Source organism: Rhodococcoides navarretei, assembly GCF_038069675.1.
Lineage (GTDB): Bacteria > Actinomycetota > Actinomycetes > Mycobacteriales > Mycobacteriaceae > Rhodococcoides > Rhodococcoides navarretei.
Window position 1 is genome coordinate 1,416,525 of record NZ_JBBPCN010000001.1, and the last position, 25,184, is coordinate 1,441,708.

The 25,184-nt window shown below is 62.4% G+C and carries 18 protein-coding genes, 3 rRNA genes and 2 pseudogenes; 17 read left to right on the forward strand and 6 right to left on the reverse strand.

What is annotated here, in order from left to right; all coding sequences use genetic code 11:
* Window positions 1-97: 97 nt before the first annotated feature.
* From AABD04_RS06980 to AABD04_RS07015, 8 genes are all read left to right on the forward strand, one after another.
* Window positions 98-1,312 carry a metallophosphoesterase gene (locus AABD04_RS06980; protein WP_341440643.1) on the forward strand — a complete coding sequence of 405 codons (1,215 nt, stop codon included), beginning with the start codon at window positions 98-100 and terminating at the stop codon, window positions 1,310-1,312.
* 28 nt (window positions 1,313-1,340) lie between these two features.
* A complete protein-coding gene (locus AABD04_RS06985; protein WP_341440644.1) occupies window positions 1,341-2,180 on the forward strand; it encodes an HAD family hydrolase in 840 nt (279 codons plus the stop codon).
* A 252-nt stretch (window positions 2,181-2,432) separates the two neighbouring features.
* Window positions 2,433-3,122, forward strand: a complete 690-nt coding sequence (locus tag AABD04_RS06990; protein WP_341440645.1) for an LpqN/LpqT family lipoprotein — start codon at window positions 2,433-2,435, stop codon at window positions 3,120-3,122.
* Window positions 3,123-3,385: 263 nt separating this feature from the next.
* Complete coding sequence (locus AABD04_RS06995; protein WP_341440646.1) at window positions 3,386-4,768, forward strand: plasmid pRiA4b ORF-3 family protein; 1,383 nt, start codon at window positions 3,386-3,388, stop codon at window positions 4,766-4,768.
* 467 nt (window positions 4,769-5,235) lie between these two features.
* Window positions 5,236-6,753: ribosomal RNA gene (locus AABD04_RS07000) — 16S ribosomal RNA — on the forward strand.
* Between the two features lie 355 nt (window positions 6,754-7,108).
* Window positions 7,109-10,264, forward strand: a 23S ribosomal RNA gene (locus AABD04_RS07005).
* 132 nt (window positions 10,265-10,396) lie between these two features.
* Window positions 10,397-10,513: ribosomal RNA gene (gene rrf / locus AABD04_RS07010) — 5S ribosomal RNA — on the forward strand.
* Together the 16S, 23S and 5S rRNA genes form the textbook arrangement of a ribosomal RNA operon.
* A gap of 162 nt (window positions 10,514-10,675) precedes the next feature.
* Window positions 10,676-11,290: a DUF6188 family protein gene (locus AABD04_RS07015; protein ID WP_341440647.1), complete on the forward strand. Its 615-nt coding sequence runs from the start codon at window positions 10,676-10,678 to the stop codon at window positions 11,288-11,290.
* Here the strand turns inward: AABD04_RS07015 and AABD04_RS07020 are convergent.
* Together AABD04_RS07020 and AABD04_RS07025 are read right to left on the reverse strand one after the other, a co-directional pair.
* Window positions 11,269-12,018 carry a YqjF family protein gene (locus AABD04_RS07020; protein ID WP_341440648.1) on the reverse strand — a complete coding sequence of 250 codons (750 nt, stop codon included), beginning with the start codon at window positions 12,016-12,018 and terminating at the stop codon, window positions 11,269-11,271. The two genes, AABD04_RS07015 and AABD04_RS07020, sit on opposite strands and share 22 nt — an antisense overlap.
* A gap of 23 nt (window positions 12,019-12,041) precedes the next feature.
* Window positions 12,042-12,710 carry an SIMPL domain-containing protein gene (locus tag AABD04_RS07025; protein WP_341440649.1) on the reverse strand — a complete coding sequence of 223 codons (669 nt, stop codon included), beginning with the start codon at window positions 12,708-12,710 and terminating at the stop codon, window positions 12,042-12,044.
* Window positions 12,711-12,798: 88 nt separating this feature from the next.
* Between AABD04_RS07025 and AABD04_RS07030 the strand changes: the two are divergent.
* Window positions 12,799-13,790: pseudogene (locus AABD04_RS07030) on the forward strand (isopenicillin N synthase family dioxygenase).
* Here AABD04_RS07030 and AABD04_RS07035 read toward each other — a convergent pair.
* Complete coding sequence (locus AABD04_RS07035; protein ID WP_341440650.1) at window positions 13,784-14,212, reverse strand: DoxX family protein; 429 nt, start codon at window positions 14,210-14,212, stop codon at window positions 13,784-13,786. The pseudogene AABD04_RS07030 and the gene AABD04_RS07035 overlap by 7 nt on opposite strands.
* Before the next feature lie 34 nt (window positions 14,213-14,246).
* On the opposite strand from AABD04_RS07035, the pseudogene AABD04_RS07040 reads away from it, so the two are divergent.
* From AABD04_RS07040 to AABD04_RS07055, 4 genes and pseudogenes are all read left to right on the forward strand, one after another.
* A pseudogene (locus AABD04_RS07040) lies at window positions 14,247-14,462 on the forward strand (Y-family DNA polymerase); the annotation flags it as partial.
* 217 nt (window positions 14,463-14,679) lie between these two features.
* Entirely contained in the window at window positions 14,680-16,212 is a 1,533-nt protein-coding gene (gene istA, locus AABD04_RS07045) for an IS21 family transposase (protein WP_094665460.1), read from the forward strand.
* Window positions 16,209-16,979, forward strand: coding sequence for an IS21-like element helper ATPase IstB (gene istB / locus AABD04_RS07050; protein WP_094665458.1), 771 nt, complete (start codon window positions 16,209-16,211; stop codon window positions 16,977-16,979). The genes istA and istB overlap by 4 nt, the downstream gene beginning before the upstream one ends.
* Before the next feature lie 123 nt (window positions 16,980-17,102).
* Window positions 17,103-17,966: a DNA polymerase IV gene (locus AABD04_RS07055; RefSeq protein WP_341440651.1), complete on the forward strand. Its 864-nt coding sequence runs from the start codon at window positions 17,103-17,105 to the stop codon at window positions 17,964-17,966.
* Here the strand turns inward: AABD04_RS07055 and AABD04_RS07060 are convergent, their stop codons facing one another.
* The 3 genes from AABD04_RS07060 to AABD04_RS07070 form a co-directional block, all read right to left on the reverse strand.
* Window positions 17,967-18,671, reverse strand: a complete 705-nt coding sequence (locus tag AABD04_RS07060) for a TerD family protein (RefSeq protein WP_243595541.1) — start codon at window positions 18,669-18,671, stop codon at window positions 17,967-17,969.
* A 126-nt stretch (window positions 18,672-18,797) separates the two neighbouring features.
* On the reverse strand, window positions 18,798-20,549 hold the full coding sequence (locus AABD04_RS07065) for a pyruvate dehydrogenase (protein ID WP_341440652.1): 1,752 nt from the start codon (window positions 20,547-20,549) through the stop codon (window positions 18,798-18,800).
* 206 nt (window positions 20,550-20,755) lie between these two features.
* A complete protein-coding gene (locus AABD04_RS07070; protein WP_243595539.1) occupies window positions 20,756-21,868 on the reverse strand; it encodes a YbfB/YjiJ family MFS transporter in 1,113 nt (370 codons plus the stop codon).
* A gap of 130 nt (window positions 21,869-21,998) precedes the next feature.
* On the opposite strand from AABD04_RS07070, the gene AABD04_RS07075 reads away from it, so the two are divergent.
* From AABD04_RS07075 to AABD04_RS07090, 4 genes are all read left to right on the forward strand, one after another.
* Entirely contained in the window at window positions 21,999-22,862 is an 864-nt protein-coding gene (locus tag AABD04_RS07075) for a hypothetical protein (protein ID WP_341440653.1), read from the forward strand.
* Between the two features lie 91 nt (window positions 22,863-22,953).
* Window positions 22,954-23,253 (forward strand): type VII secretion target, encoded by a 300-nt coding sequence (locus AABD04_RS07080; RefSeq protein ID WP_341440654.1) that lies wholly within the window; start codon window positions 22,954-22,956, stop codon window positions 23,251-23,253.
* Complete coding sequence (locus AABD04_RS07085; protein ID WP_341440655.1) at window positions 23,250-24,233, forward strand: hypothetical protein; 984 nt, start codon at window positions 23,250-23,252, stop codon at window positions 24,231-24,233. The genes AABD04_RS07080 and AABD04_RS07085 overlap by 4 nt, the downstream gene beginning before the upstream one ends.
* A 209-nt stretch (window positions 24,234-24,442) precedes the next feature.
* A complete protein-coding gene (locus AABD04_RS07090; protein ID WP_341440656.1) occupies window positions 24,443-25,174 on the forward strand; it encodes a hypothetical protein in 732 nt (243 codons plus the stop codon).
* The last annotated feature ends 10 nt before the right edge of the window (window positions 25,175-25,184 follow it).

The window sequence follows — 25,184 nt, forward strand, 5'->3', positions numbered from 1 at the left end:
CTGACCTGCCAGGCTCGGTGCTGGAGCCGGGCACGCGGAGTCGACGTAGTCTTGGCCTCGGTTTCGCGAACGGACGAGCAGAGAAGGTTCATCGCCGATGACGGATCGACAGACGCAGCACCCCGAGCGGTCGGCCTCGCCGGATCGGCAGGTTCGTCCGCGCAGGCGGCGAATTGTACTGCCCGCCGTCGTATTCGGAGTCTGCGCTGCACTGTTCGCGGTGCCGACCTGGACCGTGGTGTTCGCCGGTGCACAGTGGCCGGCGGTTGCACAGGTCGTCGGCACCGTTGTTGCGGTCGTCGCCTTCGTCGCGTTACCGACAGCGATGTATCTGGGTCATCGGCCCGGCCCCGAGAGGTCCGGTAAGGATGGCTGGGCGCGCGTAGGAGACGTGCTGTTGGGGCTGGTCTGGATAGCGTTCGTCTGGTCTGTGCTCTCGCTGTTGCTGCGACTCGGCCTGTTCGTCGCCGGAGTCGACGACCCTCTTCGGTCGCGCATCGTCTCGGTGGCAACCGTGATCGTGGTCGTCGTTCTCGCGGTCTGGGGTCACTACGAGGCGATGCGAACACCACGAGTCCGGCACACGACCGTCCAAATCGACCGGCTCGGGGCTCGATTCGACGGTCTACGAGTGGTTCTCGTGACCGACACGCACTTCGGACCGCTCGATAGGACGACCTGGTCGCATCGCTTGACCGACGCGGTCAATGCGCTCGCACCGGATGTCCTGGCTCACGTCGGAGATATCGCCGACGGGCCGGTCGATCGGCGTCGTCAGCAGGCCGCTCCGCTGGAGTCGATGCTCGCGAGTGCGGCGCGCGTGTACGTCACCGGCAATCACGAGTACTTCGGCGAGGCGCAGGCGTGGCTCGATCACATGGAGGACCTCGGATGGAATTCGCTGCACAATCGCCATGTGGTACTCCATCGCGGTGGCGAGAAGTTGATCATCGCGGGCGTCGACGACGCCACGGCGAAGGGGTCCGGTACGCCCGGCCACGGTGCCGATCTCGTTCGGGCACTTGCCGGCACCGATCCCTCGACTCCCGTCCTGCTGTTGGCTCATCAACCGAAGCAGATCGACGACGCGGTCCGTGCCGGTGTGGACCTGCAGGTCTCCGGCCACACCCACGGCGGCCAAATATGGCCGTTCTCGGCGTTGGTACGACTCGACCAGCCGGTGGTGCACGGACTGAGCAGGCACGGCGCACGAACGCAGCTGTACACCAGCCGCGGATCGGGATTCTGGGGTCCGCCGTTTCGGGTGTTCGCACCCAGTGAGATCTCCGTACTGACCTTGGTCGCGGGCTGAGTACGCAACACCTGGCAGTATCGGTGTGGTGAACAGCTCCGAAGAGGTCGTCGTTGTCGCCACCGATCTCGACGGCACTCTGTTGCGTTCGGACCGAACCGTCTCTGCGCGCACAGCCGCCGCAATGGCTGCGGCCGACGCGGTCGGAATCAGGGTGGTGTGGGCTACTGCGCGCGCCCGGCATTCCATTCACGAGCTCGCTGCCTCCTGCGGATTCCGCGGGACGGCGATCGGGGCCAACGGAGCTGTGGTGCTCGATCTGGCCGGCGGCACTCCCACCATCGTGAGTACCAGGTCGGTGCCGGCCGAGATCGTGGCATCGGTCAAGACCACCGTGCGTTCACTCGTACCGGGTGTTGCGTTCGCGACGGTCGGTGCCACGCGGTTCGTGGCCGAGGCCCGGTACGCCGAACTGTGCGTCTTCGCCGACCATCATCGACAGCCGCACGAGATGGAACTCTCCGACCATGGGCTGTCGGTCGACATCGAGCCGATAGTCAAAATCGTTGCTCGGCACAGGGATACGTCCAGTGAGGCACTCTACGAACTCGTCGCTGCGGCCGGCCTCGGCGGGGTGGAGTTGACGCACTCCGGTGCCCCCTACATCGAGATGTCCGCCGCCGGAGTCTCGAAGGCCAGCGCGCTGCAGGAGTTGTGCGAGCAGTGGGGAGTATCCGGGGATTCGGTTGCCGCAGTAGGGGATGCGCGTAACGATCTACCGATGCTCGCGTGGGCGGGCACCGCCTTGTGTCCGTCGAACGCTACCGAGTCGGTGCGCGCCGTTGCCGATCGAGTCCTCGAATCCAACGACGAGGACGCGGTTGCGCGCTATCTGGAAGAACTCACTGCGAGTCGCACGAGGCAGTAGCGCCCCGCCCGCCGGTGTTCGCCACCAGCGGCCCTCCAGTGCAGCCGCCGAAGAAGGGGAGCGGCGGAATCTGGATCGTGGTTGCCGCCCGAATTCAGCGCATTCGGACAGACCGAGTGGTCCACGCAGGATCAGGCGACGTTCGCTGCGGGCCTGTCGTGTGTCCGGGACGCTGCACCGGTCGTCGCAGGACGGGTTGGCGTAGCGGTTGCCGCGCAACCGAATTCGAGCTCGTTCGACGATGGAACTGCCATGCTCGACGCAGTCGGTGGCTGGTTGGAGTCGCACAGCGCGCAGCTCCCCGCCGGCCACTGCCTCTGGATCTGCGGCGGATCGGACGGCGCAGGTAACCTCTGGCGTGCCAGCGAATCGTCCGCTACGAAAGGCCCTGCTGTGAACGACGCCCTGCCGACCGACTCGTCCGAGCCCACCACGATCGCCGAGTACCTGAACGCACATTCGTTGCGGGTGTCTCCGCTCGACGGTGCCGCCGCGGCCGAGGTCGGCATCACCGTGCCGATTCCCGCCGGATGGCAGACACTCGATCCCGCGCAATTTCCCGGAGCTACCCAGGTGATCGTGGAACCGAATCTTGTGGAGAACGGATTTGCGCCCAACGCCGTTCTTCTGGTCGGTGCGCTCTCGCGCACGATCGATCCGGACGCGTTGATGGCGTTGGGTTTCGGTGACGGACGCGCAATGCCGGGCTGGGTGGAGCGGGAGGCATCCGAGGCACCGTGGCTCGGCTGGCCGTCGAGTTTCATTCGCGGCACCTACGTCGCGGAGCAACTCGAAGCCGCAGTGACGACACGGTATGTGGTGGTAGGCGTCGATACGCAGTACCTGGTGCAGTTGACGGTGACGACGTTGGCGTCGCAGCTCGACGCGCTGGCCTTCGACGTAGCCGCGATCAACGACGGGTTGACGACGAACGGATCGTAGTTTCGGACCGATCGAATTCTTCTGTGGCAACAGGAGAAATCACGATAGGTCGAGGGTGAGACTATCGCTCGGCCGGGGAGCAATGAACCGAGCGAAAGTGCGAGACATCCTGTCGCTCTGGCTGATTGGCGTTCCAACACGCACGAGTCGAAGTCGCCGGCGAGAACCAACGGCCGCACTCCACGGGCAGTCGGTCGAGTGGTGGCGTGCCGAGCTCGGTCTCCAGCGCTACCAGGTGATACGACAGAGCGGGTTGCGAGAGGATGCAAGATCGGCACCGCAGAGGAGAAGGTGAACTCGGTGGCCGCGCTTGTACATTTCCGTCCATCGCGTACGACGCCTGCGACCCCTGGGTCGGTCCGACTAGGGTCGACCACACGCGACCGCAGATCTGGCGTCGGGTGCGGGTGCGGTCGGATGTGCTGCTGTCCGAACTGCACTCTGTGTTGCAGTGCGCACTGGGCTGGGAGGACCGGCACATGCACGCTTTCAGCATCAGAGCTGCCGGAGCGACTCGGCGATTCGAGATGGCAGAGACTCCCGCCCACGAACCGGACGACGAGGCCGTGAGCGAAGAGCGGGTTCGGATCGACGAGGTACTCACAGCACGCGGATCCGTGCTGGCCTACGACTACGATTTCGGTGACGGGTGGACACATACCGTCGTCCTCGAGGAGATCGATTCCGATATCGACGACCTGCGATCCGTCTGTCTCGATGGAGCGCGTGCCTGCCCACCCGAGGACTGTGGCGGGCCGTCGCAATATGCGCAGGATCTCGAGATCGCATCCGATCCGGCCGACCCCGAATTCTCCGTCGTGACCACCAAATGGGGTGCAACATTCGACCCGGTTGCGTTCGACGTCCAAGCGGTCAACAAGGTGTTGCATGCACTCGACATGGGACGGTCGGTTCTCGCCGAGGCCGTGGCGACGGCACCTGCCATCGGCAGACTCTTCGATCGGGTGCGGCCGACGGAGGTGCCGTCACTGATGGCGCTGCTGCCTCGGTGCGAACTGACCATCGAGAGTTCGGTGGACCTACCCGTCGCCGAGGTCGCGATGGCCAAGTTGACGTGGTTTCTCGAGATGATCGGCGACGACGGAGTAGCCCTGACCGACGCCGGCTACCTCAAGCCGGCACTCGTGGCGGCGATTCGAGAGGAGTTCGATTGGGGCCTGGGATGGGTGGGAACCAGCAATCGCGAAATCGACCACCATCAGGTGACGGATCTGCGCGAGGCCGTACGGAACCTCGGATTGACCCGGGTATCCAAGGGGCGGTTGTTGCGCACGAAACTCGGCGCAGGCCTGGCCGCGGATCCCGTCGGCATGTGGCGACATGCAGCATCGCGACTGCCGCTGGGCAAGGAATCGTACGAGACCGACGCTGCGACGCTGTTCTTGATCGCGCTGGCGGCCTCGGCATCGTCCACGCATCGCAACGAGATGCTGGTCGAAACCGTGGCCGAGCTGGGTTGGGCGAGCGAAGACTCCGGTGTATTCGACGCTCAATTCGCCGCGCAGGCCACGGTGAGTTTCCTCGACCTCATAGGTGCACACGGTCCGCAGTTCTACTTCCGCGAGGGTGGTTCGGACTCGCCGAGCTGGTCCAGAAGATTCGCGCGCGACGCCTTGTTGACCTGATCCAGTGGGTGTGGAGCGGGTCGACCAGGCCGCGGAAGCCCCTGACCTGGCGATTTGCGTTGGTGTGGTTGGTGGCGTAACTTTTGTCGAGTCAGAGCGACGGACACCGACCTGGTCTTCACGGACTGGGATACGAGGTTGGACGTTTGGCCTGGCAGGTTTTATCCCCCAAGAGTCGGGCCTTGTGTCCGAGACCAAGCTGGGATAGGCTGGAACAGTTGCCCTGGAGGCCTTCGGACGGTGTGTTCGTGGGTCGAGAGTGTGTGCGTGTTCTTTGAGAACTCAACAGTGTGTCGATGAATGTCAGTGCCGAATTTTATTTGGTGAAAGCATTCGATGTATCAGCCATCCGCTTGTGGTGGTTGTTGTCGGGTGTTGTTTTGAATGCTAGTTGAGTTTTTTTGCTAGTGATTTGACTTGATGTCTTTGACTGATTCACGGTCTTCGGATCGTTGTTTCGCAGGTCTTTTACGGAGAGTTTGATCCTGGCTCAGGACGAACGCTGGCGGCGTGCTTAACACATGCAAGTCGAGCGGTAAGGCCTTTCGGGGTACACGAGCGGCGAACGGGTGAGTAACACGTGGGTGATCTGCCCTGCACTCTGGGATAAGCTTGGGAAACTGGGTCTAATACCGGATATGACCGCATGCCGCATGGTGTGTGGTGGAAAGATTTATCGGTGCAGGATGGGCCCGCGGCCTATCAGCTTGTTGGTGGGGTAATGGCCTACCAAGGCGACGACGGGTAGCCGACCTGAGAGGGTGACCGGCCACACTGGGACTGAGACACGGCCCAGACTCCTACGGGAGGCAGCAGTGGGGAATATTGCACAATGGGCGGAAGCCTGATGCAGCGACGCCGCGTGAGGGATGAAGGCCTTCGGGTTGTAAACCTCTTTCAGCAGGGACGAAGCGTGAGTGACGGTACCTGCAGAAGAAGCACCGGCTAACTACGTGCCAGCAGCCGCGGTAATACGTAGGGTGCGAGCGTTGTCCGGAATTACTGGGCGTAAAGAGTTCGTAGGCGGTTTGTCGCGTCGTTTGTGAAAACCCGGGGCTCAACTTCGGGCTTGCAGGCGATACGGGCAGACTTGAGTGTTTCAGGGGAGACTGGAATTCCTGGTGTAGCGGTGAAATGCGCAGATATCAGGAGGAACACCGGTGGCGAAGGCGGGTCTCTGGGAAACAACTGACGCTGAGGAACGAAAGCGTGGGTAGCAAACAGGATTAGATACCCTGGTAGTCCACGCCGTAAACGGTGGGCGCTAGGTGTGGGTTCCTTCCACGGGATCTGTGCCGTAGCTAACGCATTAAGCGCCCCGCCTGGGGAGTACGGCCGCAAGGCTAAAACTCAAAGGAATTGACGGGGGCCCGCACAAGCGGCGGAGCATGTGGATTAATTCGATGCAACGCGAAGAACCTTACCTGGGTTTGACATACACCGGAAAACCGTAGAGATACGGTCCCCCTTGTGGTCGGTGTACAGGTGGTGCATGGCTGTCGTCAGCTCGTGTCGTGAGATGTTGGGTTAAGTCCCGCAACGAGCGCAACCCTTGTCTTATGTTGCCAGCGCGTTATGGCGGGGACTCGTAAGAGACTGCCGGGGTCAACTCGGAGGAAGGTGGGGACGACGTCAAGTCATCATGCCCCTTATGTCCAGGGCTTCACACATGCTACAATGGCCAGTACAGAGGGCTGCGAGACCGTGAGGTGGAGCGAATCCCTTAAAGCTGGTCTCAGTTCGGATCGGGGTCTGCAACTCGACCCCGTGAAGTCGGAGTCGCTAGTAATCGCAGATCAGCAACGCTGCGGTGAATACGTTCCCGGGCCTTGTACACACCGCCCGTCACGTCATGAAAGTCGGTAACACCCGAAGCCGGTGGCCTAACCCCTCGTGGGAGGGAGCCGTCGAAGGTGGGATCGGCGATTGGGACGAAGTCGTAACAAGGTAGCCGTACCGGAAGGTGCGGCTGGATCACCTCCTTTCTAAGGAGCATTCTCCAGAACATGTACCAGCACACAGGTGCTCGGATGATGGTCTGGCAGAGCCCGTTTCGTTCCCACACGTGGAACGGCGGGAGCTCACGGGTGGAACACTGACAATCAGATCCTGTAGGACGCGAAACCATGTTTCGCCGGCAGGAACTATATCGATGCACTGTTGGGTCCTGAGAGAACACGCGTAAGCATGTTTCTTTCTAGGCAAGACATATACAGAATTCAGATGGTGGTCATACCGCATTCTGGTTGTCCTTCGGGGTGATTTGGGGTGGCTGGTGCTGCTGTGAGTCTGGGTTGTGTGTGTTGTTTGAGAATTGCACAGTGGACGCGAGCATCTTTGTTGTAAGTAATGAAGAGCGTACGGTGGATGCCTTGGCACCAGGAGCCGATGAAGGACGTAGGAGGCTGCGATAAGCCTCGGGGAGCTGTCAACCGAGCTGTGATCCGAGGGTGTCCGAATGGGGAAACCCAGCACGAGTGATGTCGTGTTACCTGCACCTGAATATATAGGGTGTGTGGAGGGAACGTGGGGAAGTGAAACATCTCAGTACCCACAGGAAGAGAAAACAATAGTGATTCCGTGAGTAGTGGCGAGCGAAAGCGGATGAGGCCAAACTTTGTGCGTGTGATACCCGGCAGGGGTTGCGTATGGAGGGTTGTGGGGTTTGCATTGTCGATTCTGCCGGATCGGCCGACAGTGAGAAATTGTGGTGTTAGTCGAAGTGGTCTGGAACGGCCTGTCGTAGAGGGTGAGAGTCCCGTAGACGAAAACACTGCAACTGTTGTTGTGAATACCCAAGTAGCAGCGGGCCCGTGAAATCTGCTGTGAATCTGTCGGGACCACCCGATAAGCCTGAATACTCCCTGGTGACCGATAGCGGACTAGTACCGTGAGGGAAAGGTGAAAAGTACCCCGGGAGGGGAGTGAAATAGTACCTGAAACCGTGCGCTTACAATCCGTCAAAGCTGGTGAACAGTTTGTTCTGTTGCTGGTGATGGCGTGCCTTTTGAAGAATGAGCCTGCGAGTTAGTGGCATGTCGCGAGGTTAACCCGTGTGGGGTAGCCGTAGCGAAAGCGAGTCCGAATAGGGCGTATCCACGTTTGTGGTGTAGTGGCGTGTTCTAGACCCGAAGCGGAGTGATCTACCCATGGCCAGGTTGAAGCGACGGTAAGACGTCGTGGAGGACCGAACCCACTTAGGTTGAAAACTGAGGGGATGAGTTGTGGGTAGGGGTGAAAGGCCAATCAAACTCCGTGATAGCTGGTTCTCCCCGAAATGCATTTAGGTGCAGCGTCACGTGTTTCTCGCCGGAGGTAGAGCTACTGGATGGTCTAGGGGGCCTACAAGCTTACCGAAATCAGCCAAACTCCGAATGCCGGTGAGTGAGAGCGTGGCAGTGAGACTGCGGGCGATAAGGTTCGTAGTCGAGAGGGAAACAGCCCAGATCGCCAGCTAAGGTCCCTAAGCGTGTACTAAGTGGAAAAGGATGTGGGGTCGCGAAGACAACCAGGAGGTTGGCTTAGAAGCAGCCACCCTTGAAAGAGTGCGTAATAGCTCACTGGTCAAGTGATCCTGCGCCGACAATGTAGCGGGGCTCAAGTACACCACCGAAGCTGCGGCACTCACACAACAGCCCCATGCAAGTCTGCGGATTTGTGTGCAGGTGTGTGGGTGGGTAGGGGAGCGTCGTGCAGCCATGGAAGCATCGGAGTGATCCAGGTGTGGAGGCTGCGCGAGTGAGAATGCAGGCATGAGTAGCGAAAGACGAGTGAGAAACTCGTCCGCCGAATGACCAAGGGTTCCTGGGCCAGGTTAATCCGCCCAGGGTGAGTCGGGACCTAAGACGAGGCCGACAGGCGTAGCCGATGGACAACGGGTTGATATTCCCGTACCCGTGTAACCGCGCCCATGGTGAATCAGTGACACTAACCACCCTGAATCCATATGACTTGCCGCCTTCGGGTGGCCGGCGTGTGGTGGATGCGTGGGACCTGATCTGGTAGTAGCCAAGCGATGGGGTGACGCAGGAAGGTAGCTGGGCCAGTCAGTGGTTGTACTGGTGTAAGCCTGTAGGGCGAACGGTAGGCAAATCCGCCGTTCATCAAGCCTGAGAGGTGATGCGTAGCCGATTGAGGCGAATTCAGTGATCCTATGCTGCCGAGAAAAGCCTCTAGTGAGTTGTTACACGGCCCGTACCCCAAACCGACACAGGTGGTCAGGTAGAGAATACTAAGGCGATCGAGATAACTATGGTTAAGGAACTCGGCAAAATGCCCCCGTAACTTCGGGAGAAGGGGGGCCCTGTCCGGTGACGGAATTTACTTCCTGAGCTGGGTGGGGCCGCAGAGACCAGTGAGAAGCGACTGTTTACTAAAAACACAGGTCCGTGCGAAGTCGTAAGACGATGTATACGGACTGACGCCTGCCCGGTGCTGGAAGGTTAAGAGGACCGGTTAGCCAGTGATGGCGAAGCTGAGAATTTAAGCCCCAGTAAACGGCGGTGGTAACTATAACCATCCTAAGGTAGCGAAATTCCTTGTCGGGTAAGTTCCGACCTGCACGAATGGCGTAACGACTTCTCAGCTGTCTCAACCATAGACTCGGCGAAATTGCATTACGAGTAAAGATGCTCGTTACGCGCGGCAGGACGAAAAGACCCCGGGACCTTCACTACAGCTTGGTATTGGTGTTCGGTTCGGTTTGTGTAGGATAGGTGGGAGACTGTGAAGCGGTGACGCCAGTTACTGTGGAGTCGTTGTTGAAATACCACTCTGATCGTATTGGATACCTCAACCTCGGACCATGATCTGGTTCAGGGACAGTGCCTGGTGGGTAGTTTAACTGGGGCGGTTGCCTCCTAAAATGTAACGGAGGCGCCCAAAGGTTCCCTCAGCCTGGTTGGCAATCAGGTGTCGAGTGCAAGTGCACAAGGGAGCTTGACTGTGAGACTGACAAGTCGAGCAGGGACGAAAGTCGGGACTAGTGATCCGGCACCGGCAAGTGGAAGCGGTGTCGCTCAACGGATAAAAGGTACCCCGGGGATAACAGGCTGATCTTCCCCAAGAGTCCATATCGACGGGATGGTTTGGCACCTCGATGTCGGCTCGTCGCATCCTGGGGCTGGAGTAGGTCCCAAGGGTTGGGCTGTTCGCCCATTAAAGCGGCACGCGAGCTGGGTTTAGAACGTCGTGAGACAGTTCGGTCTCTATCCGCCGCGCGCGTAAGAAACTTGAGGAAGGCTGTCCCTAGTACGAGAGGACCGGGACGGACGAACCTCTGGTGTGCCAGTTGTTCCACCAGGAGCACCGCTGGTTGGCTACGTTCGGAAGGGATAACCGCTGAAAGCATCTAAGCGGGAAGCCTGTTCCAAGATGAGGTTTCTCACCCCCTCGAGGGGGTAAGGCCCCCGGCAGACCACCGGGTTGATAGGCCAGAACTGGAAGTCGGGTAACCGATGCAGGTGACTGGTACTAATAGGCCGAGGACTTACCACAAAGAAGCTACGCGTCCACTGTGCAATATCTGAAACAACACACGTTTCAGCACAACAATTGAATGAACCAGTACGTCACCTATCCCGACCAGGTGACACCGCTGATGTTCCGTGTGACACTGTTTCGCAGAGTTACGGCGGCCATAGCGGAGGGGAAACGCCCGGTCCCATTCCGAACCCGGAAGCTAAGCCCTCCAGCGCCGATGGTACTGCACTCGACAGGGTGTGGGAGAGTAGGACACCGCCGAACACAAACAAACGGAATGCCCCCGACCTCACAGTTGGGGGCATTCCGCATTTCGAAACCAACCCCGGGTCACACACATTCGTTCGGACAGCGAGGCCGGCCGCGCATCGTATCCCCGGCCGGTCTTAGGGGCTCTCACGAAATTCTGTGGCACAGTCGATGTCGATGAAACTTGCCGTCGGCCAACAGCGCCTCAGCAGAATTTTGCTCGATTTCGATCTGACCATCGAGTTCGACAGTGGTGCCACCATTGCGTTCAGTGAAGTGACGGTCGACGACCTGACCGTCGACGAGGACAATCAGTTCGAGGGCCTACGTGCGTTCGCGGCACTGCACGGACTGGTGTGCGAAGACGCAGAGTACGACGAATCCGGTGTTCTCCGTCTAACTTTCGAGGGTCGGCACACAGTGGTGGCCACTCCACGAGACGAAGTCGAATCATGGGAGTACAGCGATGCGGATGGATCGATCGTGTTGTGTGGACCGGAAGGGTCCGTCGAATCGTGGCCCGCACCCGCGCACCCGAAAGCGGAAGCTCCGAGCGTCGAAGGTATTCCATCGATCGGCGCGACCGTGGTTCGGCTCTCGACAGGCGACGACCCTGCGGTCGAGTTCTCGGACGGTACGAAGCTGTTGTTCGACCTTCCCCTCGATGCCGGGTATCTCGTGTTGCGGGAGAGCGTGACATCGAGCTCGGAGTCCGACGGTTCGACACTGGGCGATTGGGTCGTCGAACTGTCCTCCGGGCACGTGATCTTCTATCGACCGCGCACGAGATAGGGCCTACCGAACTGGGTTTCGACGCCAGGGGAGAACAGCACCGAATCCGGCGGTCGGGTGCTGACATCGGGCAAGCCGGCTGCAGCCACGAGTTCGTCCGAGCAATGTGTGAGATCCGCGTCGACCAGTGGCCAGTGTCGATGCACGTTCGGAACGTACAGCAGGTGTCCGGCCAGCGAGGTGTGCAATCCCCAACGCGCGGTGAGGAACACTGCCAGCGGGTCCTCGGACATATCGCGCGACCCTCTGACGACGCCGAAGTCCGTGGTTGCGCCTCGATGTGGTGGTGCGAGTCGTCGGCTACGGTAACCGATCGCTCCTCCGTCGTCGTCGATGTCGATCGATGACCACCGATACGGAATGCGAGCGGCATTGGTGCCCAGCACGACTGCGAGCCTGGTCGCTTCCAGCGATCGGAACACGACGCCGCGTCGACCCTCTGCGTCGATGGAATACAAGCGAACGTTGATCTCGCCGAACGTGCCGAAGTACGGAACCGGGTGCCGATATCCGAGCCCGGCACCGACCATGTGGAAGCCGATCAGACCGACCCACGACGAGCCGTCGAACTCGTCGGGAGTACACCCTCGGGGCAACAGTGGGGCGACAGCCGAACTCGGAACCCGCCAATGCAGAAATACCAGCCGTTCCCATCGCTGATCCATCACGATCGGACGAGGCAGCAGCGGTGGCCGCGGCCAGAGGCGTCGGGCATCGTCTCGATTCATTGTTCGAGCGTAGGCGCGACGCGTCAGGAGGCGGTGAATCGGGCGTGCACGCTTGCGGAGATCGTGATGCTCTCCGGCTTGAGTGCAAACCCGACGGGTGCCGATGTCGCTGCGAACATACGGTTCGAGGAGTCGGGTCCGCCCTGTTCCGCGACGCCCGTCAGCAGGCCGGGGTCGGCTACAGCGACAGCCTGCACGCCCGTCCGGCCCAGGCTCGACGCGTAGGCCTCGGCTTTGGAGACGGCATCGCGCACGGCCAGTTCTCGGACTGCGAGGGTGTGCGCAATTCTGCTGGATTCGGTGAGGTCCCAGTCGAAGTGGTCGATCGCCACTCCTTCGAGTGCAGAGGCGGCGTAGACGAACGCATCGACCAGATCGACTTGGCTGAACTGCACCTCCACGGACGCCTCGGCTTGATACACGTACGGCAGTTGTTCGCCCTCGTGATTGAACGGACGGTGACGAGAGTGGCGGACCTGATCCACCGACCACCGATCGATGGGGCCGCCGTCGCTGTTGTAGAGCGGCTCGACCAGTCTCGTGAGCTCCCGGACGAGTTGCTGGGCGGGCTCCGACGCGGATTCCGCAGTACGGCCGTCGGTGCGAACGGTCAACGAGAGTGTGCACTGTTCGGGTGGGTAGGTGGCTGCGCCGTGACCGACGACGGTGATGTCGAGTGCTTCAGGGCTCATGGCATTCAGTGTGGCATCCGGACACTGCGGCTTCACAGGACATCGACACTGCTGGCCGACGCGTCAGGTAGGGAGGACAATCGCGAACATGCTTCCAGTTCTCGACTTCGCTTCTGCCGATCACGATCCGCACGCGTTCCAGCGATCACTGCGCGAGGCCGCCCACCGGTCCGGCTTCTTCTACCTCGTCGGACACGGGATGGATACCGGACGGATGCACGAGGTCTTGCGTTTGGCACGCGAATTCTTCGCGGTACCCGACCACGTGAAGGAAGAGATCAGTCAGCTGAAGAGCCGACATTTCCGCGGCTACTCGCGGGTGGGCGGGGAGCTGACCAACGGCCGGGTCGATTGGCGAGAGCAGATCGACATCGGTCCCGAACGACCGGCCATCGACGGGCCGACGGGTACTGGAACCTGCAGGGGCCCAACCTGTGGCCGTCACAACCGTCCGGATTCAGAGAGACGTTCGAGCAGTGGGAGCAGTCCGTGTCGAGTCTCGGGCTCCGGTTGCTCCGGCACTGGGCGCAGTCACTGGGTGCGCCCGAGAACGTGTTCGACGATGCGTTCGCCACCGCGCCGGCGACGCTCATGAAGGTCGTGCGTTACCCGGGTACCCCCGATCACTCGCAGGGCGTCGGCGCGCACAAGGACTCCGGGGTGCTGACCATGCTTCTTGTCGAACCGGACTCTGCCGGGCTGCAGGTGGAGACGACGCCGGACGCATGGATCGATGTACCGCCGCTGGACGGGGCGTTCATCGTCAACATCGGTGAGCTGTTGGAAGTGGCCACCGGTGGCTACCTGCGGGCGACGCGGCATCGGGTGGTCGCACCAGGGCCGGGCACAGACCGTATATCGATACCGCATTTCCTGAGCCCCGCGCTCGACGCCGTCGTACCGGTCATCGAATTGCCACCCGAGTTGGCGCAGTTCTCACGCGGCGTGGAGATCGATCCCGACAACCCCATCTACAGCACTTACGGCGAGAACGCGTGGAAGTCCCGCACACGTGCGCATCCCGACGTGGCGCAGTTGCACCACGGCATCGTTCCGGCCGGACAGCAGTCCGCCTACTGACGTCGGTTGCGCTCCTGACGGGATGCGCGCCACTGGGCCCACGCCCCGGTGCACCACAACGCCCAGACGATCAGCAGTGGCTGGAACAGCAATCGGATTCCTCGTGCCGTATCGGAGTCGAGGCCGAACGCATCGGTGTGGGTGACGAACTGCGAGATGTTGCCTGGGAAGACCGCAACGAAGAACGCGGCGACCACCCAACCCACGAGCGGTGCGCGAGCAGTCCAGAACAGCAACGCCAGGCCGAGCACGATTTCCACGACGCCCGATGCCAGTACGACGAAGTCGGTGCTCAGTGGCACCCACTCGGGAACCTGCGCTGCGAACGTCTCGCGCGCCCAGAAGAGGTGGCTGAGGCCCGCGAAGACGAGGAACGCTCCCAGTACTAGTCGTCCGATGGTGCGAGAAATCGATTTCGTCATGGCGTCATGAGACACCACGGGCACACTGAACACCATGACCGGGAGCGCTTCGACCGACTTCGCTCGTCGCCGATGGGTACTGCACGTGGACCTCGATCAGTTCATCGCGGCCGTGGAAGTGCTGCGCAACCCCGAGCTGGTGGGGAAAGCCGTGGTGGTCGGCGGCAGGGGAGACCCGACCGAGCGTGGGGTGGTGTCGACGGCATCGTACGAGGCGCGTGCAAAGGGCGTCGGATCCGGAATGCCGCTGTGTCGGCGGCCATGAAAAACTGACCACAGGCGGCCATGAATATGCCCACTGACGGCCGATAAGAACTGACCACTCGCGGCCACGAATGTGACCGCCTGTGGCCACGAATCTGCCCAGACCACACCCATCCTCTCGGCGCGTCAGCGCCGAGGAGGCCTCTCCTGCGGTTTCGATACCGATGCCTAGTCCGTATCGAATCCACCGCAGGAGAGACCACGTGAAGTCTGACGGAGAACTGATGGACATACTCAATGCATACGACCTGACCGGATCATTGCGGGCCGCCGCAGACTTGTGCGGCTGCTCCCACAACACCGTGAAAAAGGCCGTCGAAGACCGAGACGCCGGCCTGCCACCGGCCACCCACCGAACCAAAATCACCGACGACTGGCTCGAATACCTCGAAGAGTGGGTCTCCAAATCCAAGGGCAAGATCCGCGGCGACAAAGCCCACGAGAAACTTCTCGCACTCGGCTACACCGGTGCCGACCGCACCACTCGACGCGCCCTCGCCGAAATCAAAACCCAATGGAGACTGGGCAATACGAGAGTGCACCGGCCATGGATCACCGAACCAGGACTGTGGCTGCAGTACGACTTCGGAGACGGCCCGGTCGTCGACGGCCGCAAGATCGTGCTCCTCGTCGCCTGGCTGGCCTGGTGCCGCTACCGCATCGTGGTCCCACTACGCGACCGCACCGCAGCGAGCGTCTTCGCTGGCCTGGACCGGGTCTTCCGCATCATCGGCGGCGCACCGACCTACCTGCTCACCGACAACGAAAAGACCGTTACCGCCGGCCACGTCGCCGGCGTCCCGATCCGCAATCGCACCGCGGTCACCTTCGGTCGGTACTACGGAATCACCGTGCTGACCTGCCAACCGGCGGACCCTGCATCGAAAGGCGGAGTGGAGAACGCTGTCAAACTCGCCAAAGCCGACATCGTGCCCACCGAGACGAACCTGCTCGAGCAGTACGCCACCTTCGCCGACGTCGAAATCGCGTGCACGGCGTTCATGACCGAGATCAACGCCCGAGTACATCGGGCCACCCGCCGCGTCCCGAACGAGATGCTCGCCGAGGAACGACCCGAGTTGCACGGTATCCCCGACATGCCGCACACCGCAGTCCTCGGAGTCGCTCGCCGAGTCCCCGACAACACACCGATGGTCACCTTTGATCACTGCCAATACTCGACACCAGCAACACTATTGGGTCAGAGCGTGTGGGTCAGACTGCACGACGGGACAGATGAGGTCGTCATCTGCGCTCTCGATGACGGTGGCCCGATCGAAGTGGCCCGGCACGCCCGCACCACACCCGGCAGCCCCGCCATCGACGACGCCCACTTCCCCGGACATCACCCGAGGATCCCCGGCGACTACAGCGTCCGCGCGCGAACAGTATCCGAACAGCAATTCCTCGCGATCGGGGAAGGTGCCGCGACATGGCTCAAGGAAGCCGCCGCGGTCGGCACCGAACGGATATACCTGAAAATGTCGCACGCGGTCGATCTCGCGCGACTCGGAGTTCGGGGCGATGTCGATTGGGCACTCGGGCACGCAGCGGTGCACGGCCGCTTCGCCACCGGCGACCTCGACTCGATCCTCGCATCGAAGGGAATGGACCTCACCCGCCGCGGCGCATCCGAATCCACCTCCCTCACGCAAGGCACATCAGGATGGAACTTGTTGGGCAGCAACGCTATCGAACACAAAACCGCCGACGAGACGAACGAAGGTCAGCGATGAACACCGTCACAGCGGAACTCCCCACCGACCTCGAAACGCTGCTGCGGCAACTCCGCCTGCCGCATGCCAGGTCCATCGCCGCCGAAGTCCTCGCCACCGCACGAGCACAACGCTGGGACCCCGCCGAGGTCGTCAAAGCGCTTCTCTCAGAGGAATCCGCCGGCCGGGCACGATCGATGCTGACCGCCCGCCGCAAAGCAGCGGGATTCCCCACCGGGAAGACCTTCGAGGTCTGGGACGAGAACGCATCATCGATCCCGCTTCCCACCCAGCATGCCCTGCAGACCCTCGAATGGGTGCATCGCCGCGAGAATCTGGTGGTCTGCGGGCCGGCCGGGACAGGCAAGACATTCTTCCTCGAAGCGTTGGGACAGAACGTGATCCAAGCGGGGATGCCGGTCGCGTGGTTCACCCTCGAGCAGATCGGGGTCCTCGTACGCGCGCACCGATCCGACGACTCACTCGGCAAAGCGATCGCGAAGATCGTGCGCGCCGAACTCGTCGTGATCGACGATGTCGGGCTGTTGCCCGTCGGGACCGATGCCGCCGAAGGGCTGTACCGAATCGTCGAAGCAGCCTACGAACGCAAGTCCGTCGCGATCTCCTCGAACCTTCACCCGAGCGGGTTCGACGAACTGATGCCCAAGACCCTCGCCACTGCAACGGTCGATCGGCTGCTGCACCACGCGCACCTATGCCAAACCAGCGGCGATTCGGTCCGCCTCGCCCAAGCCCTGCACGGTCAGGGGGTCAAACCCTTGACCTGACATGATGCTCGACCGGTGGCGGACAAACCCGACATGGGCAGATTCGTGTCCGCCACCGGTCAGTTCTTGTTGGCCACCCATGGGCAGTTCTCGTGACCGCCTGTGGTCACTTCCCGATGTCCATTGACACCGCTGCGCATCGCCGCGAAGAAGATCCCCGACGCGGTCTTCCTCCCCGTGGACAAGCCGGCGTACGACGAGGCGTCGACCATGGTCATGGACACTCTGCGGAAGTTGGGCGTCGTGGTCGAGGTGATCGGCTGGGATGAGGCGTTTCTCGGTGTGGAGACCGATGATCCGGAGTGCTTCGCACAGACGGTGCACGACGCTGTGTTCGACGCGACGGGTCTGCATTGCTCGGTCGGCATCGGAGACAACAAATTACGAGCCAAGATCGCCACCGACTTCGACAAACCGCAGGGTATCTATCGCCTGACTCAGGACAATTGGTTCGAGGTGATGGGCGAGCGCGGTACGGACGCGCTGTGGGGGATCGGCAAGAAGATCTCGAAGAGGCTGGCGGCCCTCGGCATCTCGACAGTCCGAGAGCTGGCCGATGCCGAGGACGCGGACCTCGCCGCCGCGTTCGGACCGAAGATCGGTCCGTGGCTCGCTACGAAAGGTCGAGGTACAGACCTCGCACCGGTGACGTCCGAGCCGTGGGTTGCACGGTCACACAGCCGTGAGGTCACGTTTCAGAGCGACGTCGCAGATTGGGCGGTCATCCGAGACGAGGTGGCCGGTCTGACGTCGAAGGTGTTGGCCGACATCGAGGCCGAGAACCGGCCGGCCGTTCGGGCGGCACTGAAGATCCGCTACGCGCCGTTCGAGACGCACACCGTCAGCGCACCGATCGTCGGCGCGCCCACCTTCGATCTCGAGATCCTGATCTCGGCGGCGGTGGCCCTCGTCGATCGCCTCGACCACACCCGGGAGGTCCGTCTCATCGGCGTTCGGCTGGAAATGACTCCGCCGCAACCCCTCTGACTACTTGCGGCCCGCCGCCCAGCGCAGGCCCCAGCCGTACTTCTTGTCCAGGTCTGCCTGACTGCCCTGGATGTATTCGACCTCGCGGGTAACGGTGATCCCTGCAGAAGTGTTCTCCAACAGAGCGATCGAGCAGATTCGCGCGGAGTTCTCGGCCGAGTCGAGACGTACCTCGACCTGCGGTCCGCTGGTGGGGTACAGCGTCACCACCCCGTCCACTGCGGCCCAGTTCGGAGCGCCGTCGTAGATCATCGCGAAAATCAGAATCCGAGCGAACTTCTCGGGGTGCGCGAGGTTGATGTGCATATTCTCGCCGCCACTGACCGAGCCGGAACGGTCGTCACCGTCGAGGGCGATGAACGGGGCGTCCTGCAGCGAGCCGAAGCTGTTACCGAGCGCCTGTACGACGCCTTTGGAACCGTCACGCAGTTCGTAGAGGCACCCGAGGTCGAGATCGACGCCGCCGGAGCCGTACGACGCGGCTGCCAGCTTGGCGAGAAAGCCCTTCTTCTTCGGCTGTGCCGCGGGTGCGCCGGTCGACCAGTTGAGGTTCACCCGCATCGAACCCTGCTTCTCGCCGGACTTGGTGAGGCTGATCGTCGGTGACGCCTTGGACAGCGTCACCTTGCTCAGGCTGACGGGTGCTCCGGGTTGCTGCGCTGCGTTCTGCCCGGTCGAGGGCTTGCGGGTGTAGTCGATGGCCATGGTGGAACCTTCCGAAATGGTCGGTGACCGGATCGCGATGTCCGGTTTGGGCGGTGTGTCGACAATAACTGCCCGTCCGATGTACTCGATGCCCGCACCGACACACAGGGCGCTCGACAACGTCGTCTACGGCCTCGGCACGTTGCGCAGATTCGACTTGGCCATCCGAACCGCCTCGCCGACACCGCCGTTCAGCACGACCTTGCTCATCGCCAGTGCGAACCCCTTGATCTGTTCCCCGGTGATGGTCGGCGGGACCGAGAGCGCGAGCGGATCGGTGACCAGTTGCACCAGCGCGGGACCATCGACAGCGAACGCGGTCTCGAGCGCGCCGCGGATGTCTTCGGGCTGCTCGACGCGTTGCGCGTGGATACCCGCTGCGGCAGCGATGCCGGTGTAGTCGACCTGGGGCACGTCGACACCGAAGTCCGGCAGGCCGTCGACCAGCATCTCGGCCTTGACCATGCCCAGCGTCGAATTGTCGAACAGCACGATCTTGACGGGCAGCTTGTACATCGCGACGGTCAGCAGCTCGGAGAGCAGCATCGAGAAACCGCCGTCGCCGGAGATGGAGACGACCTGGCGGCCAGGATTGGCGAACTGTGCGCCGATCGCGTGCGGCAGGGCGTTGGCCATCGAACCGTGCAGCATCGATGCGACGAAAGCCCTTCTGCCGGTGGGGTTGATGTAGCGCGCGGTCCACACGTTGCACATGCCGGTGTCGGTGGTGAAGACGGCGTCGTCGGCAGCGAGGTCATCGAGCACCGACGCCGCGTACTCGGGATGGATGGGGACCAGCTTCTCGGCGTTGCGGGTGTACGCGCCGACGGTCTTGCCCATCAGATCGTTGTGCTTGTCGACCCACTTCTCGACGTAGCGGCGGTCGGTCTTGCGATCGACCAACGGCTGCAACGCATTCAGCGTGGCGAGAACATCCCCGTGGATCGGGTACCGCACCGAAGTCCGACGCCCCAGTTTCGTGGGATCTATGTCGATCTGCGCGGTGGTGACGTCCTCGGGAAGGAATTGCTGATACGGAAAGTCGGTACCGAGCAAGATGAGCAGATCTGCGTCGTGGATCCCCGCGTGTGCCGCGCCGTATCCCAGCAACCCTGTCATGCCGACGTCGTACGGGTTGTCGTATTGAATGAATTCCTTGCCGCGCAACGAATGTCCGACGGGAGCGCCGATGGTGTCGGCGAACGCGACCACCTCGTCGTGAGCGCCCTTGACGCCGTAGCCGGCGAAGATGGCGACCTTCTCGGCGTTGTTGATGGCGTCGGCCAGCTTTTGGATGTCCGCCGTGGGAGGGGTGACCACCGGTGCGGTGGGAATGGCGATCGGATCCATCGTTCCGGCAGCCGACAGCTCGGCGATGTCGCCGGGGAGCGTCAAGACCGACACGCCACCGCCGGTGATGGACGCATTGATCGCTGCGCGGAACACCCGAGGTGCCTGCTCGGCGGTGGAGACGAATTCGTTGTAGAGCGAGCACTCACCGAAGAGGCGGTCGGGGTGCGTCTCCTGGAAATAGCCCGAACCGATCTCACTGCTGGGAATGTGCGAGGCGATCGCCAGAACCGGTGCGCCGGAACGGTGTGCGTCGTACAGGCCGTTGATGAGATGCAGGTTGCCGGGTCCGCACGAACCCGCGCAGACGGCCAGCGTGCCGGTGGTCTGCGCGTCGGCGGATGCAGCGAACGCCGCAGCCTCCTCGTGGCGGACATGAATCCAATCGATGCCGCCCTTGGCCGATCCACCGGTTCGACGCACCGCGTCGACCACTGGATTGAGACTGTCGCCGACGATGCCGTAGATGCGTTGTACGCCGGCGTCGACGAGTCCTCGAACGAGTTGATCGGCCACTGTGGTGGGCATGTGAAATTCTCCTCGAATGTAGTGGCGCGTTCGGATCGATGTGCCTCACGTGCGCCAGTTCGACGCCTTCCCTGTGCCGAGGGCGTATCAAACATAGAAATGCAGAGCGACCGCCACCGCAAGAGGAAAGCCCAGGTAGAGGCCCGGCGCGATCTCCGTCACGTGGCGATACTCCTGTCGGGACCGAACCGGTTTTGCTGGTGGCCCTACGCGGACAGCCGCAACACTCGGACGGAAGCTACGGTTCCCAGCACCAGTACCCCGGTCGCGATGGCGAAGGCGATCGAGTAGGAGTCCCCGATGGCGGGTGCGACGATCAGTGGGCCGAGTACCTGCCCGACGCCGTAGACGGCCGTCAGTGTTGCCGCGGTACGTCCGATGGGCAGTGTCTGAGCGGTGCTCATCGTCAGCATCGTGATGCCCATGAACGTTCCGCCGAACAGCAGAGCCGAGAACACGGCGGCGACGGTGTTCCCGGTCAGGGCGGGGAGCACTGCTGCGATCGACTGCAAAGCGAACGCCGCCACCAGGGCGTTGCGCATGCTGGTTCGGCGGGCGACTGCCTGCCACAGCACCGTCGCCGGTACCGCGGCGAATCCGACGACGATCCACACCGCCGGACCGACCGACGTGCTGCCGTGGCCACCGACCGCCGCCACGAGAAACGTGCCGACGACGATGTAGCCGAGACCCTCGAGGAAGTACGCGAACAGCAATGTCCGCCATACGGTTCGGGTCCTGCCGTCGATGTCGCCGGGCGCAGCCCGCGTTGCGGGCTCGGCATGCACCCGCAGCGTCCACGCCGGGGCGACGAGGACCACTGTCAGCAGCGCCGAGCACACCCACAGCGCCTCCCAGGACAGGTGCGGTCCGAGAAGCAGCGTCAGAATTCCCGACGCCGCGATGCCTGCGCCGACGCCTCCGAACGCGATACCGGGTGAGGCGCCGACGGCGCGATGCTTCGTGACGGTGCTCGCGCAGGCGATGAAGACCGCGGCGCTCGCCAGGCCCGCCAGAAATCTCAGGGCAGAGAACGCTGCAGTGGAATGGACTGCGGCCATGGCCAACTCGCTGGCGACGAGGACCACTGTCCACAGTCGGAACGATGTCGTCGTGTTGATCGACGGGCGCACGGACAAGACGATTGCGCCGACGAGATAGCCGGCGTAGTTCGCGGTCGCGATGACGGCACCGCTGCTCGGGGTCACCTCCGCCGCGTCGACCATGATCGGTAGCAGCGGCGTGAACACGAATCGCCCGACGCCCATCGCGGCCGCGAGTCCGGCCGCGGCAGCGAACGATAGTCGACGGCCGTTCATTGCGGTTGCCCTCCTAAGTCGTTAGCCGCGCCAACGGTACGCGTTGCATCCCCGTCTCATCGAACCGAGCAGCAGGGAACCGATCGCACCACCGGTGCGTCCAACACCTGATACCGACTGTGGGGGACGCATGAGTGAAACGAAGTACACCGACGCAGAACGACCCACCTGGGTCCCGTACTGGCCGAACACGTTGGGACGCCTGTGGCAGGCAATCATCGCAACCGTGGCAGTGGTGGCGGTTTCGATCCATCGTGGCCAGCTCGCAGTGCGCGGTGACGACCCTTGGCACACTATCGGTCCGATGGTTCTGCTGGCGGTGGTGATCTGCGCCTGGGTCGGGCTCCACGACAACGTGATTCGGTGGGGGATCCCGGTCCGATTCGTCCGGCGCATCGAGGACGACGTACACGGGAGCGGCATGTCCATTCCGCCCCGGACGGCCAAGCTCTGGTTGATCGTGTTTGCGTCGATCGCTGTGACGGGGATCGGGGTCGCTCTGGCCAGGAGCGAGATGTTGGCTCCGGTTGGCATGCCGATCGCCGGAACTGGTGCCGTCGTGCTGCTGGTGACGCTCGGGTTTCGCAGTAGCGTCGAACTGCGCTTGTTCGCGGACGGATTCGTCAGACGCCGACGGTCGTGGATGTTCTTCGTTCCGCGCACTCACGACATTCGCGTGAGCTGGGACGATGTGGAGCAGTACGAGGCCTCGACGTACCGAACGTCAGAGAAGCGGGGGAGTGGGTTCACCGAGCCCGTACTGTACGTCCGAGCGACTGGGCTCGATATCGAGCGTCCCCGCGACCGGCTGGATCAACCGGACCGGATGGCGATTCGCATCCATTTGCTCGCAGCCGAGCCGAATGCCGTTCTGGCATTGATGAAGTGGTGCACGGACGGCCCGGTCAACCGGATTCTCATGACCGGCTACGACTCACCCGACTTGCTGGTGCCACCACCGCTTCGTGAGCGACTGGAACTGTCGCGATCCTAGCTTCGGCACGGAACCGATCACGGGCTCGCTGCGTCAAACCCGATGACGCCGATTCACCGGGCGTCGATTCGGTACGAATCGGGGGAGCGTCATGACAGTGAATGTGGATCCAGTGATCCTGCGGCAGTTCTCGAATGTGTTGTCGGGGACCGGAGCGGCAATCCGTGAGTTGGACGCGCTGGCACCGTTCCGTACATCGGAGAATGCGTTGCAGGGAAGCGACTTTCACGCAGCGTGTGCAGCGGCGGCCGCGGCGGCTTCAGGAGCTGTTGCAGCATTGGCCGGTCGGGCCGAATGCGTCGCGGACATCGCGCGTGGTGTCGCACAGAACTACGAGATCGCCGACGACGAACTCGCCCGCCGCCTCGCTGCGATGGACGAGCCGAAATGACTCCGACGGTTCCGCACGTCGCGGGCTGGGAGCCGGAGTCGATGCGCAAGACGATGATCGAACTGGCCGAGATTGTCGAACGCGTCAACGGCCAGCGCACCGGGGTGTTGGAGGAGCAGGACGTGCTGGCCGAGACGTGGACCGGCGAGGCAGCAGCCGCCGCGGCCGAACGAGTGGTGACCGAATGCTCCAGGATGAGCTCGGTGTGCGGTGAGATCGATTTGCTCGGTGCGGCATTCGCGACCGCAGCAGGAATGGTCGACGCCGCGAAGACGCATCTGCAGGCGCAGGTGTCTGCGGCGACCAGGAGCGGGTTCGCCGTACGGGCAGACGGTGTGGTCGATCCCGACGGGATGATTGCGCTGATACCGGACAGCCTCGGCGAGGAAAAGGTACGCCAGGCCGACGAACTGCGCTCTGCTGCAGCTCAGTTGACCGAGGACATCCAAGATGCGCTGAAACAGGCAGAGCGGGCCGCCCTCGACGCTGCGCAGCAGTTGGCCGAGCCCACAAAGCTGTTGACCGCGCTTGCGCTCGGCAGCCCTACCGGGAAGTTCGTCGAGAACTCGGATGGATCGTTCTCATGGGTGCCGGACTGGCCGACGACCATAGCGTCGACAGTGATCGGAGGCATGGCCGACGTGACGAGGAGAGCACTCGAATTTCCAGGTGTCGGTTCCGTGGACGACGTCGCCAGAAACATCGGCCGCGGACTCGGGGCGTTCGGTGGTGTGGCCGGAGCGATCCCCGGATTCGCTCAGAACATCGACGACGGGATGGACCCGACCAAGGCCGTCATCGTCGAGGCAGCACCCATCGCTGCCGGGGCCGCCACGACATGGGTGTTCGGTGCCATCGGCAGCGTGGCGGGTTCGATCGTTCCGGGACCCGGCACGGTGGCCGGCGCGGCGATCGGTATTGCTCTCGGAGGTGCCGTCAATTACGGCGTGTCCAAGCTGTTCGAGGCGAAGTGGAAATGAGCCGAGACGAAGACAACAACGCCATCTCGAAGCACGCCGTCTGTTCGCTGCGTAAAAGCCCTGTAGGACAGCAGAAACCATTATGGGTGCGAACCTGGCGCAGTGTGCATGTCGGGTGGCTCATAGCGTTCGTCGGTCTCGCTGGGGCATCCGTAGCGATTCTTGTGACCCCCGTCCTTCTGTTCGAGCCCCTTCCCCCGGATGTGCTCATGGGCGTGTTGTGGCTCGCGTTTCTGGTGATCGTGGCACTCGGACAGTCTGTGGTGATGTCCGGCGTAGGGTCTGCGCGGCTGTCGCGTTTCGTGCGACCGATCGAGGTGGCTGCGGCGGGACGTGGTTTGTCCGTGCCCGGGCGCGGAGACTTCCTGATCCGGAGCTTCATCTTCGCCTTCGCGGTTCTGCTCGGCTTTTCGTACTTCTACTGGAAGGACGACGAACCTGGACGTCGCCAGTTCAGGGCGGAGATCTCGACGCTCGTCGGAGCCCCGGTGGGCCTTCTGTGGTTCGTTCTGGGATTCGTCATCGTCAACCGGACGAGAATTTCACTGCATCCCGACGGCATAGTGCAGGAGATCTATCGACGTCGGGCATGGAAGGTGACCAGCGACGTCACGGTTGTTCCGTGGGACGGGATTGTCGGCCTGCAGCCACAGACACATCCGAATCCGGCGGTCCCCCATCCGCATCTGTACCCCACCGTCCGCGTTGTGTATCGCGAAGCCGACAGTGAATTGGATCAGGAACTGACGCTGATGGTGTGCGAGAAAAAGGTCGAGCCCAATTCGTTGCTTGCTCTGTTGCAATGGTGTCGCGACAATCCATGGGCGCGCGAACAGCTTGCTCACGACGACGCACGAGAATTGCTTCGCCCGCCCCGGTTCCTCGATCGCATCGCAGCAGACCGAGCGGCATCGATGTCGGGTCGACGGGACGTCCAGTGACTACTCGGGA